Raw genomic sequence first — 12,992 nt, 5'->3', positions numbered from 1 at the left:
CGTGATCCGCGGTAACGGATTTCGGAACACCCGGTTACTGACTTCGCTCAATGGGACAAGCAGTTTCGACGGCGCCCGGCGGCGGAAAGCGGACAGACGGCGAGCACCCGACCGGCAATCGCGGGACTCGATGACCCGTTCTGCGCCCGGCGCCCGTTTCGGCGGCCCGGGTGACCGGGCTCACCATATTCCGGGTAACGATTCGGTCGAGACGGTCGTCTCAGCCGACCCGGGCCGGGCGCCAGCGGGCGTTGCGGACCGTCGCGGCCACCGGCACGGCGCTCGCCGTCGCGCTCCGGTACGCCGGGGCGGGCCGCAGCGCGGCGGTGGCCGCGTACGCCTCGGCGGCGAGCGTCCGGGCGGCCTCGGCGGCCAGTTCCGCGTCCCGCCAGGCCGTCCGCTCCCGCGCGGCGGCGCTCTCCCATCCGGCCCGGCGCCCGTCCCGGACGGTGCGGGCCAGCAGGATCTCCTGCTCGGCCGGGTGCCGGCGGGGATCCCACCCGTTGCGGCGGGCCAGCACGTCGGCGAGCTGACGGGCGGTCAGGTCGCCCCGCCAGTGCGCCGTCATGGCGGCGTGGTGCAGCCAGCGCTCCCGGGCCGCGTACTCGGCGGGGGTGCGCGGCGTGCGCGGGGCGGGCAGCGCGGCGGCACCGGCGAGGCGGCGGGCGGCGGCGTCCGCCTCGTCGTACGCGGTCCAGGCCCGGTCCGCCTCGTCCTGCGCGGCCAGCCACCGCTCCCGGCGGCGACGGGCCGTCTGGGCGGCTCCGGCGGCGGCCACCGCGACCTCCTCGGCGTACCGGATCAGGTCGTCGCGGCGGGCGGCGTCGGCGTCGGCCGGTTCGGGGGCGGCCTCCGGCACGGGGTCGCGTTCGGGCCGGGCGACGAGGGCGGCGAGCAGGCCGAGGGCGAGCAGCAGGAGGAAGGACCAGATGGCGGCGGCCTCGGGCACGGAGGTGAGGAAGTGGTACAGAGCGGTCTGGGACATGGTCGGCACCTCACGGGAAGGACCTGGCGGGAGGACCCGCACGACCTCGCCGGGGCGGGCCGGTGGCCGCCGGGGCGGGTGCGGGGATGACGTGCGAGTGGGTGCGGAGGACGGGCGCGGCCCGTGAGCGGGTCAGCGGGCGGGCGGGGCCCGCGGGCCGGCCGGTGCGGCGGCCCGTCCGGCCGGGACCGGCTGCGGTGCGGCCGGGGCGGCTGCCCGGGGCGCGGGCGCCGGCACCCCGGCGGGGAGGGCCTGCCGCTCGGCCACGCGGTCGACCTCCGGCCGCACGGCGGTCGAGGTGCCCGTGACCGGGTACGCCGAGACGGCGACCGCCGGGGCCGGGGCGGCAGCGGCGACACCGGCCGGCAGCGTGGCGGCGCCGAACGAACAGGCGACGACCACGGCGAGACTGGCGAGCATCCGGGCGGTCCAGCGCGCCACCCACCACACGGGGCAGGTGAGCGCGATCGGAAGCACGGGTACAAATTACCGCCGAACCCCCACGAACGCACCGCCGTACGGCGTGTCGCGGATCGACCGGCCGACGTGTGCGCGTGTCAGTGCGGGCGACGCCGCCCGGCGTACTCGATGTCCTCGGCCGGACCGGTGACGGACGCCGCGCCCCCGTCGGAGGCGGGCCCGGTGGCGGCCTCGGCGGGCGTGCGCGGAGCCGGCACAGCCGGTGCGGGCGACGCCGCGCGGGCCCGGCGGGACGGGCCGAGCAGGCGCATCATCGGTGTCTCCACCCAGCGGTGCAGCGCGGCGGCCAGCGCGAGCGTGATCACCAGGAAGCCCAGCACCGCGAGCGGGCCGCGCCAGCCGGGCAGGCCGGTCCCCCAGTGCCCGGTCAGCCGCAGCACGGTGACCATGACCAGCACGTGCACCAGGTAGAAGGCGAACGACACCTCGCCGAGCCAGACCATCGCCCGGGACCGCCAGGGGGTGGGCCGGCCGCGCACGTCGGCGTCCGCCGCGGCGGCGATGACCAGGAGGTACGCGACAGCGAGCAGCGCCGCCCAGAACTCGGCCGGGATCCACAGCGCGGCGACCACCCAGGTGGTGACGAAGATGCCGGTGGCGACGGCGAGGTTCGGGCCACGCCAGCGGTGCCGGCGCATCAGCTCGGCGGCGGCCACGCCCATCCAGAACTCCAGCGAGCGGGTCACCGGGAAGATCTGGGTGAACCACCACCGCTGCTCCTCCGGGACGAGCTGCTGGCCGGGCCACAGCGCCAGGATGAGCAGCGGCGCCGCGACCAGTACGGTCCGCAGCACCCCGGTACGGGCCCGGCGCAGCCACGGCACCACGAGTGGCAGGCACAGGTAGAAGGCCAGCTCGCAGGAGAGCGACCAGCTCACGTTGTTGATGCTGTAGAAGTAGCCGCCCAGCGGGATCCACGCCTGGACCAGGAAGAAGTTGGCGATCGCGGCCCACGGCACGATCGGGTCGGCGAACCAGGCCGCTACCGCCAGCGCGGCGACGAACGTCACCACGTGGTTCGGGTAGATCTTGGCGAACCGGCGGCGCAGGAACGTCCACGCGCGCTCCCCGTCCCGGTACGACCAGACCAGCACGAACCCGCTGAGGATGAAGAAGAACTCGACGCCGGACAGGCCCAGACTGAACGCCTTGTCGACCAGGGGCTTCAGGTGCGGCTCGGCGACGATCCCCATCGTCCCGGCGTGGAAGCCGAAGACCAGCAGCGCGGCCACCCACCGCAATCCGGTCAGCGACGGCAGTCGCGGGGCACGGGTGACGGTCGGCGCGCTGGTCATTCCGGGCACCCTACCCCGGGCAACCGGGACGTTCCCGGCGAGCCGACGTCCGCTCGGCTCCACAGCGGCGGCGGATAGGATTTCCGTTCTGCACGCGCGGGCACCCACCCGGCTCCCGCCCGCACGCCGTGCCGTACGGAAGGTGAGCGAAACCGGATGCACCAGCGGATCCTGCTCCGCGCCCGCAAGGGCCCGTTCGACGTCCTCACACCCGAGGAGACGTTCGCCGGCAACTGGATCGGGGACAACAGCGGCAACCTGGTCTTCAGCCACGCCGCGTACAAGCTGCTCGCCACCTCCACAGCCGAGATCACACCGACCCGCACCCCGGCCGACCCGCGTCTCGCCGACGAGATCAACGAGCGGCACGACGTGTTCGTCGTACCCCTCGCCAACGCGTTCCGCCGCAGCTTCGTGCACCGCCTGACGCCGCTGACCCGGCTGATCGAACGGCTGAAGATCCCGGTGGTGGTGCTCGGCGTCGGCGTGCAGACGAACGTCGACGGCGACCGCGAGTACCTGCGCCAGATCGACGAGCCGGTGCGCGCCTTCTGCAAGGCCGTGCTGGACCGGTCGCACAGCATCGGCGTCCGCGGCGAGGTGACCGAGAGCTACCTCAACGCGCTGGGCTTCTCCGACGTGGAGCAGATCGGCTGCCCGTCGATGTTCCTGCACGGCGACACGTTCCACCTGGAGAAGAACCGCCCGGAGCTGACCGCCGACTCGAAGGTCGCGCTCACCATCTCCCCGTACGTCCGCTCGATGGCCGCTGTGGTCCGCCACCACCAGGAGCGCTACCCGAACCTCTGCTACGTGCCGCAGGACCTGCGCACACTCGGCACCCTGCTCTACGGCGACGCGCCCGAGTACCGGGGCCAGAGCAGCGACATCCCGCTGCACACCTCGCACCCGCTGTTCGCCGAGGACAAGGTGCGCATGTTCGTCGACCCGTGGACGTGGATGGACCACCTCTCCGGGTACGACTTCGCGTTCGGCACCCGCATCCACGGCACCATCACCGCGCTCGTCGCCGGCACGCCCGGCTACCTGTTCGCGCACGACTCACGCACCCTGGAACTGGCCCGCTACTTCGGCATCCCGCACCGGATCATGCGGGACGTGCCGGCCGACGTCGACGCCGCCGACCTCTACGCGGAGGCCGACTACACGTCGCTCAACGACGGCCACAAGGCCCGCTTCGAGACCATCACCGGGTTCCTGCGCAAGCACGACCTCGGCACCTCGTTCGCCGACGGCGACAGCGCCGCGCGCTTCGACAGACAGGTCGCCGAGACGGTGTTCCCGCCGGCCGTCCGGCCCGCCGCCGCCACCCCGCCGGCCGAACTGCTGACCCGCATCGAGCGGCTGCGCGACGAGAACGCCAAGCTCACCGCCACCATCGACGCGCTGCGCTCGCAGCAGCTCCGGGAGCGGATCAAGCAGGCCGTCCCGGGCACCGTCCGCCGGATGCTGCGGCGCTGACCGTCGTACGCCTGTTCGAGAGCACGGTACGATCGGCTGCGTGTCCGACGCGTACCAGCCCTCGATGCTCGACCTGGCCGAGCAGGGCCCGACCCTGGGCCCGCTCGCCGGGGCGCTGCGCCGGCACGAGCTGAGCCGGGGCGCCTGGGTCGACCACCTGCCCGGCTGGGTGCGCGGCTCCGACGAGGTGCTCGACACGCTGCGGCACGACGTGCCGTGGCGGGCCGAACGCCGCACCATGTACGACACCGCTGTCGACGTGCCCCGGCTGCTCTGCTGGTACGCGGCCGGCCGGCCCCTGCCGCACCCGGTGCTCACCGCGGCCCGGGACGCGCTCACCCGGCACTACGCGCCCGAACTGGGCGAGCCGTTCGTCACCGCCGGCATGTGCCTCTACCGCGACGGCCGCGACAGCGTCGCCTGGCACGGCGACACCCTCGGCCGCTCCGCGCACACCGACACCCTGGTGGCGATCGTGTCGTTCGGTTCCCCGCGCGCGCTGCTGCTGCGCCCCCGCGGCGGTGGCGGCGGCAGCCTGCGGTTCCCGCTCGGCCACGGCGACCTCGTGGTCATGGGCGGCTCCTGCCAGCGCACCTGGGAGCACGCGGTGCCGAAGACCACCCGGCCGGTCGGCCCCCGCGTCAGCGTCCAGTTCCGTCCCACCGGCGTCGCCTGAGCCCGGGCCGGGCCCACATCCGGCCAGGGCACGTGCTAGAAACAACTCCCAGGGTCGATCACGCCCCCGTCACCCGCTGACGCGAAGGGCGACCGATGACCCAGTCCCCCACCTCCCGCTGGTCCCCGTGGACCCTGCACGGCGACGGCCGCCAGGTACGCCCCGGCGACGTGGTCGCGCCCGACGAACGGCTCTCCTGGCCGCGCACCATCGGCGTGGGCGTGCAGCACGTGGTCGCCATGTTCGGCGCCACCTTCACCGTCCCGCTGATCACCGGCTTCCCGCCTGCCACCACGCTGCTCTTCTCCGGGCTCGGCACGCTGCTGTTCCTGCTGATCACCGGTAACCGGCTGCCCTCGTACCTCGGCTCGTCGTTCGCGTTCATCGCGCCGGTCCTGGCGGCGAAGACCGACGGCGGCATCGGCGCGGCCCTCGGCGGCATCGTCGTCGCGGGCGTCGCGCTGGCGATCGTCGGCGTGGTGGTGCAGGTGGCCGGCTCCCGCTGGATCGACGCGCTGATGCCGCCGGTGGTCACCGGCGCGATCGTCATGCTGATCGGCCTCAACCTCGCGCCGGTCGCGTGGGACGGTGGCGGCTCCGGCACCGGCGTGAAGGCGCAGCCGCTGATCGCCGTGGTCACGCTCGTCGCGATCCTGCTCACCACTGTGCTGTTCCGCGGCTTCGTGGCGCGGCTGTCGATCCTCGTCGGCGTGGTGGTCGGCTGGGTGCTCGCCGCGCTGACCGGCAACCTCGACCAGCAGGCGGTCCGGGGCCTGCGCCAGGCGGCCTGGATCGGTTTCCCCGAGTTCCACACGCCGAGCTTCGACGCGCGCGCCGTCGTGCTGGTCATCCCGGTGATCCTGGTGCTGATCGCGGAGAACGCCGGGCACGTCAAGGCGGTGGCCGCGATGACCGGCCGCAACCTGGACCGCGACATGGGCCGGGCGCTGCTCGGCGACGGCGTCGCCACGGTGCTGGCCGGTTCCGGCGGTGGTTCCGGCACCACCACGTACGCGGAGAACATCGGCGTGATGGCGGCGACCCGCGTCTACTCCACCGCCGCGTACTGGGTGGCCGGCGGCACGGCGATCCTGCTCGGGCTGTGCCCGAAGTTCGGCGCGCTGATCCTGACGGTCCCGGCCGGGGTGCTCGGTGGCGCCACCACCGCGCTGTACGGCCTGATCGCCATCCTGGGCGCCCGGATCTGGATCGAGAACCGGGTCGACTTCCACGATCCGATCAACCTGTTCACCGCCGCGGTGGCGGTGATCATCGGCGCCGCCAACTACACCCTGACCGCGGGCGACCTGTCGTTCAACGGCATCGCGCTGGGTACTGCCGCCGCCCTGGTCATCTACCACGGCATGCGCCTGATCGCCCGCCTGCGGGGCACCACCCCCGAGTCCCGCCAGTCCCCCGAACCCGAACTCTGACCCGGGTCCTCTCCCCCACCCGTCCCGCTGCCCCGCCGTCGCCCCGCCGTCGCCCCGTTGATCATGAAGTTAGCGGCACAAATTGCCCGATTCACGCCCGCCAACTTCATGGTCAACAGACGGTGGGGGTGCGATCGGGGCACCCGGAGGGCCGGACCGCGTCGATCATGAAGTTGACGGCGATCGGTGTCCGTTTTGTCCCCGCCAACCTCATGATCGACCGGGCAGGGTGGGGGCGAGTGCCCACACACCCGCAACTCGCCAGGCGCCGACGGCGCCCCCTGCGGTGATCAAGGAGTTTGTGGTCGGCGGGAGCGTGAAAGGGCCGCAAACTCCTTGATCACCCGGGTCGGACAGGGCCGAGATGGGCAGGGTCGCCGGGTGCGCGGGCGGGCGCGGCTGAGCGGTAGGGCGGGTGCGCCAGGCGCCCGCCCTACCTCGTCAGTCGCGGTCGATGTGGTGGCCTACGACCGTCGGGCCCAGCATCACGGCGAAACCGGAACCGTCTCGGCGCGGGTCCGCTGGGGGCAGCTCCACCGGGTCTCCGGTGGCCGTCGCGCCCACCGGCCGCGGGCCGATCCAGGCCACCGACAGCTCCAGCTCACCCTTGAGGAACCGCTGCGCGCGTACGCCGCCGGTCGCCCTTCCCTTCGCCGGGTACGCCTTGAACGGCGTCACCTTCACCGTGGCTCCGGTCGAGGTGACCACCATCGGCTCACCGTGCTTCGCGTCGTCGGTGCGGATCGCGCCGAAGAAGACCACCCGGGCGTCGCCCGGCAGGTTGATGCCGGCCATGCCGCCGCCCTTGAGCCCCTGCGGGCGTACCACCGATGCGGCGAAGCGCAGCAGCGACGCCTCCGAGGACACGAACGCCAGCGTCTCGGCGCCGTCGGTCAGCCAGGTCGCGCCGACCACCTCGTCGCCGTCACGCAGCGAGATCACCTCGAACTCGTCGGAGCGGACCGGCCAGTCCGGGGCGCACACCTTCACCACGCCTGCCCGGGTGCCGAGCGCCAGACCGGGCGAGCCCTGCGCGGACGGACCCAGCGGGGCCAGCCCGACCACCGTCTCACCCGGCTCCAGCGGCACCAGTTCCGCCGCCGACATGCCGCCGCGCAGCGACACCGTGCCGGACTGCTCCGGCAGCACCGGCAACGGCAGCACGTCGATCTTGAACGCGCGCCCGGCGCTGGTCACCAGCAGCACGCGGCCGCGGGCGGTGGAGTGCACGATCGCGCGTACCGCGTCGTGCTTGACCCGGCCGCTGCGCCGGCGCGCCTCGGCGGCCTCCTCCGACTCGGCCGCGGTCCGTGCCACCAACCCGGTGGCGGAGAGGATCACCTGGCACGGGTCGTCGGCGACCTCCAGCGGACCGGCGGGCACCGAGGCGGCGAGCACCTCCTTGAGGTCACCGTCGACGAGCGTGGTGCGCCGCGGCGCGCCGAACTGCTTGACCACGGCGGCCAGCTCGTCGGAGACGACCTTCCGCAGCACCTTCGGGTCGTCCAGGATCTTCGACAGCTCGGCGATCTCGCCGCGCAGCTTCTCCTGCTCGGCCTCCAGCTCCAGCCGGTCGTACTTGGTCAGCCGGCGCAGCGGAGTGTCCAGGATGTAGCTCGCCTGGATCTCGGAGAGCTTGAACTTCTGCATCAGGCCGTCCTTGGCGGCCTGCGCGTCCTCGCTGGCGCGGATCAGCTTGACCACCCGATCGATGTCGAGCAGAGCGATCAGCAGACCGTCGACCAGGTGCAGGCGCTCCTCCCGCTTGCGCTTGCGGTACGCGCTGCGCCGGGTCACCACCTCGTAGCGGTGGGCCAGGAACACGTCGAGCAGTTCCTTGAGCCCGAGCGTGCGGGGCTGGCCGTCGACGAGCACCAGGTTGTTCACGCCGAAGGACTGCTCCAGCGGGGTGAGCCGGTAGAGGTCGGCCAGCAGCGCCTGCGGGTTCACGCCGACCTTGCACTCCACCACCAGGCGGGTGCCGTTCTCGCGGTCGGTGAGGTCCTTGACGTCGGCGATGCCGGTCAGCCGCTTGGTCTTGTTGACCTCGTTGGTGATGGCCGCGATGACCTTCTCGGCGCCGACGCCGTACGGCAGCTCCGTGACGGTGATGGCCTGCCGGCCGCGGCTGCCCTCCAGCGGGCCGATCTCCACCCGCCCGCGCATGCGCACCACGCCGCGCCCGGTCTCGTACGCGCGGCGCACCTCGTCCAGGCCGAGCAGCAGCCCGCCGGTGGGCAGGTCGGGGCCGGGCACGAACTCCATGAGCTTGTCGAGTGTGGCGTCCGGGTGGTTGATCAGCCAGCGGGCGGCCTGGACCACCTCGCCGAGGTTGTGCGGGATCATGTTCGTCGCCATGCCGACCGCGATGCCGGACGCGCCGTTGACGAGCAGGTTCGGGAACGCCGCCGGCAGCACCGTGGGCTGGGTCAGCGAGCCGTCGTAGTTCGGCTCGAAATCGACTGTGTCCTCGCCCAGCTCGCCGGTGAGCAGCATCGCCTCCCGGGACATCCGGGCCTCGGTGTATCGCGCCGCGGCCGGGCCGTCGTCCGGGCTGCCGAAGTTGCCGTGCCCGTCGATGAGCGGGACGTTGAGCGAGAAGTCCTGGGCCAACCGAACCATCGCGTCGTAGATCGCGGTGTCGCCGTGCGGGTGGTACTTGCCCATTGCGTCGCCGACGATGCGGGCGCTCTTGACGTGGCCGCGGTCCGGCCGGTAGCCCTGCTCGTACATCGACCACAGGATGCGCCGGTGCACCGGCTTGAGCCCGTCGCGCGCGTCGGGCAGGGCGCGGGAGTGGATGACCGAGAACGCGTACTCCAGGTAGGAGTCCGAGACCTCGGTGACCAGCGGGTTGTCGAAGACGCGGGCGCCGGCCTGGTCGAAGGCGGCGAGGTCCGCCTTCGCGCGGTCGTCCTTGCGGCGTGCCATGGTGCGGTTCCCTTCCGAGAAGAACCCGTTGGTCAGGCGTCGATGGCGTCGCGGTCGACGCGGTCGGCGGAGTCGATCAGCCAGTTGCGGCGGGGTTCGACCTTCTCCCCCATGAGCAGTTCGAGGATCCGTTCGGCGGCGTCGACGTCGTCGAGCGTGATCCGGCGGACCGCCCGGGTGGCCGGGTTCATGGTCGTCTCCCACAGCTCGTCGGCGTCCATCTCACCGAGGCCCTTGAAGCGCGGGATCGGCGTGACGATCTGCTTGCCGGCCTTCTCCAGCTTGCGCACCGTCGCCTCCATCTCCGCCTGCGTGTAGGTGTAGACGGTCTGCGGGTTGCGCCCCTTGGTCGTGATCTTGTGCAGGGGCGGCATCGCCGCGTAGAGCCGCCCGGCCTCGATCAGCGGCCGCATGTAGCGGGCGAACAGCGTGATCAGCAGGGTACGGATGTGCGCGCCGTCGACGTCCGCGTCGGCCATGATGAGGACCCGGCCGTAGCGCAGGGCCGACAGGTCGAACGTCCGGCCGGAGCCGGCGCCGAGCACCTGGACGATCGCGGCGCACTCGGCGTTGTCCAGCACCTGCTGGAGGTTCGCCTTCTGCACGTTGAGGATCTTGCCGCGGATCGGCAGCAGCGCCTGGTATTCGGAGGACCGCGCGAGCCGCCCCGTCCCGAGGGCGCTGTCCCCCTCCACGATGAACAGTTCACTTCGCTCGATGCCCGCGGCCCGGCAGTCGACGAGCTTGGCCGGCATGGCCGCGCCCTCCAGCGCGGTCTTGCGGCGGGCGGCGTCCTTCTGCTGCTTCTGGGTGAGCCGGACCCGGGCCGCGTCGACGATCTTCTGGAGCACCGTGCGGGCCTCGGCCTTGGTGCGGCGGTCGTCCAGCCAGCTCTTGAGGTGCGCCTCGACCAGGCCCTGGAGCACCTTGGTGATGCCGGCGGTGGACAGCTCGTCCTTTGTCTGCGAGGTGAACTGCGGCTCCGGGATGCGCACGTGCACCACTGCGGTCATGCCCTCCAGGACATCGTCCAGGGTGGGCGCGTCCTCCTTGGGCTTGAGCAGGCCGCGGGCGTTGCGGGCGGCCTCGGCGAGGGTACGGGCCAGCGCGCGCTCGAAGCCCTTGCGGTGGGTGCCGCCGTGGGCGTTGCGGATGGTGTTGGTGAAGCACTCGACGGTGCGCTCGTAGCCGGTGCCCCAGCGGAAGGCCACCTCGACCTCGGCGCGCCGCTGCACGTTGGACTGCATGACGCCGTTGGCGTCGGCGGCGTTCTCCCGGTAGGTGCCCTCGCCGGTGACCAGCAGCGTGCCGGAGACCGGCCGGTCGCCGGCCGGGGCGAGGAACTCCACCATGTCGGTGAGGCCGTTGGGGAAGTGGAAGCTCTCCTCGACGCTCTGCTCGCCGGTCTCGTCGCGCAGCCGGTAGGCGACGCCGGGCACGAGGAACGCGGTGTTGCGCAGCTTGAGCCGGACCGTCTGGGTGTCGAGCGCGGCGCCGGTCTCGAAGTAGCGGGGGTCGTGCCACCAGCGGATCGAGGTGCCGGTGCGCTGGCCGCGCTTCATCGCGCCGACGATCTGCAGGCCGGGGCCGGGGGTGAAGGGCGCGTCCGGCCCGTCGCCGTCGAAGACGCCCGGTACGCCGTGGCGGAACGACATGGCGTGGACCTTGCCGCCGCGCCGGACGGTGACGTCGAAGCGGCGGGACAACGCGTTGACGGCCGAGGCGCCGACGCCGTGCAGGCCGCCGGAGGTCTTGTAGCCGGAGCCGCCGAACTTGCCGCCCGCGTGCAGGCGGGTCAGCACCAGCTCGACGCCGGAGATGCCGGACTTGGCGTGCACGTCGGTGGGGATGCCCCGGCCGTCGTCGTCGACCTGGACCGAGCCGTCGGCGTGCAGGATCACGTCGACAGTGGTGGCGTGACCGGCGACACCCTCGTCGGTCGAGTTGTCGAGGATCTCGTTGACGAGGTGACCCACGCCACGGCTGTCGGTCGAGCCGATGTACATGCCCGGGCGCTTGCGGACGGCGTCGAGGCCCTCCAGATGCGTCAGGTCGTCGGCCCCGTAGAGGGTCTCAGGCTGTGCGGTCAACTGGTCGTACTCCCAGGTCTCGGCGGTGTGGTGCCGTTCACCGTGTGATCCCCCACGATGATCGCCGGGCGCGGCGCGCCGGAGCGAGCCTAGCCGGGTGCCCCGACAGGTCGGCGGCACCGGGGCGGTGCGTTGCGCGATCGGCCTGCCGTCCGGTTCCGTCCGGCGGTCGAGCACGGCGGCCCGGCGGGACGGGCGGGGTGTCCAGCCGACACAACGACCCGGGCGCCGGATGTCTTCCCCGGTGAACGGCCACCGATGTCGGGCCATTGACGTCCGTCACACGCGCGTGATCTGATCGCCCTCCTGAAGAATCTTTCACGTTTCGATGTCTTGGGAGGTCGGGCATGTCCGTGTTCCGTCGTTCCGTGCTCGCGGCGGCGCTGGCGCTCGCCACGGTGGCGTTGCCCGCCGCCGCGGCGCCCGCCCGGCCCGCAGCCGCCGCACTGCCCACCGCCGCGGTGGCGCTGGGAGACAGCTTCATCAGCGGTGAGGGCGCCGGGGCGTACGCGCCGGTCGTGGACGTCAACGGGGTGGCCCAGGGCTTCCCCGGCTGGTCCGCCGCCAACGCCAACGCCTACTTCTGCCACCGCTCACCGAACGCCTCGCTGTTCCAGGCCGACCTGCCCGGCATCTCCGCGCGGTTCAACCTGGCCTGCTCGGGCGGCCAGCCGTACGACATCGCCGGCGCCTCGGCCACCCGGGCCAAGGGACGGCAGGTGGCCGCCCAGCTCGACCAGCTCCGGTCGGTGGCGCGGACCCACGACATCGACCTGGTGCTCGTCGGGCTCGGCTCGAACAACAGCTCGTTCACCTTCGGCAGCGTGGCGGAGAAGTGCGCCAACCGGTTCATCGCCGACGCGTGGACCGGCTGGTGGGAGTTCTGGGCGTACCTGGGCGGGCCGGTGGAGCAGAAGCCGTGCACGGACGCCGACCTGGGCACGGCCGCGCAGTTCGCCGCCGCCACCGCGGAGACCACCACGGCGCTGCGGCAGCTGCTCACCACGCTGGACCAGATCGACGCCGACGGGCAGCACCGGGTGGTGTTCCAGGACTACACGAACCCGCTGCCGTTCGAGCTGGACCAGACCTACTGGACCGAGGACAGCCGCGACGACACCCGGGACAAGTTCCGCGCGCTCGGCGCCGAGCGGTACGCGGCCGGCTGCCCGATCCACCGGGCCAGCCTGGCGCCCGGGCACCGCTTCTCGCAGGGCCTCGGCACGCTCGTCAGCTCGGTGCGCGGCACGCTCGCCGGTGAGTTCCCGCAGGACGACCTGGTCTACCTGAACGTGCAGCGCGCGTTCGACGGCGCCCGGCTCTGCGAGTCGACGGGCAGCCCGGGCAACGCCCTGGCCACCCCGATCCGGCTGATGGACGGCCCGAGCGGCACGTTCGTCACCAGCCTCTCCGGATACGACAAGCTCGACATCCAGCGCATCGCCAACGCCTGCGGCACGTACTTCCAGACCTGCCAGGAGTCGTGGCACCCGAACGCCGCCGGGCACAAGGTGCTCGGCCGGTGCCTGGCCGGGGCGGCGGCGACCGGCGCCCGTACCGTCTCCTGCGTCCGCGCCCCGGACGGCACGGTGAGCGTGAGCTGACAGCGACGGCCGGCGC

Annotated in this window: 9 protein-coding genes; 4 read left to right on the top strand and 5 right to left on the bottom strand. The window is 72.7% G+C overall.

Annotated elements, in window-relative coordinates; genetic code table 11:
• Positions 1 to 220 precede the first annotated feature (220 nt).
• From IRY44_RS14280 to IRY44_RS14270, 3 genes are all read right to left on the bottom strand, one after another.
• Positions 221 to 985: a hypothetical protein gene (locus tag IRY44_RS14280; protein ID WP_194800882.1), complete on the bottom strand. Its 765-nt coding sequence runs from the start codon at positions 983 to 985 to the stop codon at positions 221 to 223.
• Between the two features lie 132 nt (positions 986 to 1,117).
• Entirely contained in the window at positions 1,118 to 1,462 is a 345-nt protein-coding gene (locus tag IRY44_RS14275) for a hypothetical protein (RefSeq protein WP_194800881.1), read from the bottom strand.
• A gap of 80 nt (positions 1,463 to 1,542) precedes the next feature.
• On the bottom strand, positions 1,543 to 2,760 hold the full coding sequence (locus IRY44_RS14270; RefSeq protein ID WP_194800880.1) for an acyltransferase: 1,218 nt from the start codon (positions 2,758 to 2,760) through the stop codon (positions 1,543 to 1,545).
• A gap of 156 nt (positions 2,761 to 2,916) precedes the next feature.
• On the opposite strand from IRY44_RS14270, the gene IRY44_RS14265 reads away from it, so the two are divergent.
• The 3 genes from IRY44_RS14265 to IRY44_RS14255 all read left to right on the top strand — a co-directional run bounded on the left by IRY44_RS14265 (position 2,917) and on the right by IRY44_RS14255 (position 6,351).
• Positions 2,917 to 4,242 carry a polysaccharide pyruvyl transferase family protein gene (locus IRY44_RS14265; protein WP_194800879.1) on the top strand — a complete coding sequence of 442 codons (1,326 nt, stop codon included), beginning with the start codon at positions 2,917 to 2,919 and terminating at the stop codon, positions 4,240 to 4,242.
• A gap of 40 nt (positions 4,243 to 4,282) precedes the next feature.
• Positions 4,283 to 4,918, top strand: a complete 636-nt coding sequence (locus tag IRY44_RS14260; RefSeq protein ID WP_194800878.1) for an alpha-ketoglutarate-dependent dioxygenase AlkB — start codon at positions 4,283 to 4,285, stop codon at positions 4,916 to 4,918.
• Between the two features lie 95 nt (positions 4,919 to 5,013).
• The gene (locus IRY44_RS14255; RefSeq protein ID WP_194800877.1) at positions 5,014 to 6,351 is read left to right on the top strand and encodes a uracil-xanthine permease family protein; all 1,338 of its coding nucleotides are present in this window, start codon (positions 5,014 to 5,016) and stop codon (positions 6,349 to 6,351) included.
• A gap of 441 nt (positions 6,352 to 6,792) precedes the next feature.
• On the opposite strand, the gene IRY44_RS14250 is transcribed toward IRY44_RS14255, so the two are convergent.
• Together IRY44_RS14250 and IRY44_RS14245 are read right to left on the bottom strand one after the other, a co-directional pair.
• Positions 6,793 to 9,282: a DNA topoisomerase (ATP-hydrolyzing) subunit A gene (locus IRY44_RS14250; protein ID WP_194800876.1), complete on the bottom strand. Its 2,490-nt coding sequence runs from the start codon at positions 9,280 to 9,282 to the stop codon at positions 6,793 to 6,795.
• 32 nt (positions 9,283 to 9,314) lie between these two features.
• The gene (locus IRY44_RS14245) at positions 9,315 to 11,372 is read right to left on the bottom strand and encodes a type IIA DNA topoisomerase subunit B (protein WP_194800875.1); all 2,058 of its coding nucleotides are present in this window, start codon (positions 11,370 to 11,372) and stop codon (positions 9,315 to 9,317) included.
• 347 nt (positions 11,373 to 11,719) lie between these two features.
• Here IRY44_RS14245 and IRY44_RS14240 point away from each other — a divergent pair, with 347 nt between their 5' ends.
• Positions 11,720 to 12,976, top strand: a complete 1,257-nt coding sequence (locus IRY44_RS14240; RefSeq protein WP_194800874.1) for a hypothetical protein — start codon at positions 11,720 to 11,722, stop codon at positions 12,974 to 12,976.
• The last annotated feature ends 16 nt before the right edge of the window (positions 12,977 to 12,992 follow it).

It is taken from the genome of Micromonospora sp. ANENR4 (assembly GCF_015354395.1).
Taxonomy (GTDB): domain Bacteria; phylum Actinomycetota; class Actinomycetes; order Mycobacteriales; family Micromonosporaceae; genus Micromonospora; species Micromonospora aurantiaca.
Note: the sequence above shows the minus strand (reverse complement) of the source record. Positions and strands in the feature narration are given on the sequence as shown.

Bases quoted from the DNA above. Each gene is read 5' to 3' on its own strand.
- IRY44_RS14280 (WP_194800882.1), bottom strand. From the start codon at position 985: ATGTCCCAGACCGCTCTGTACCACTTCCTCACCTCCGTGCCCGAGGCC.
- IRY44_RS14270 (WP_194800880.1), bottom strand. From the start codon at position 2,760: ATGACCAGCGCGCCGACCGTCACCCGTGCCCCGCGACTGCCGTCGCTG.
- IRY44_RS14265 (WP_194800879.1), top strand. From the start codon at position 2,917: ATGCACCAGCGGATCCTGCTCCGCGCCCGCAAGGGCCCGTTCGACGTC.
- IRY44_RS14255 (WP_194800877.1), top strand. From the start codon at position 5,014: ATGACCCAGTCCCCCACCTCCCGCTGGTCCCCGTGGACCCTGCACGGC.
- IRY44_RS14250 (WP_194800876.1), bottom strand. From the start codon at position 9,282: ATGGCACGCCGCAAGGACGACCGCGCGAAGGCGGACCTCGCCGCCTTC.
- IRY44_RS14240 (WP_194800874.1), top strand. From the start codon at position 11,720: ATGTCCGTGTTCCGTCGTTCCGTGCTCGCGGCGGCGCTGGCGCTCGCC.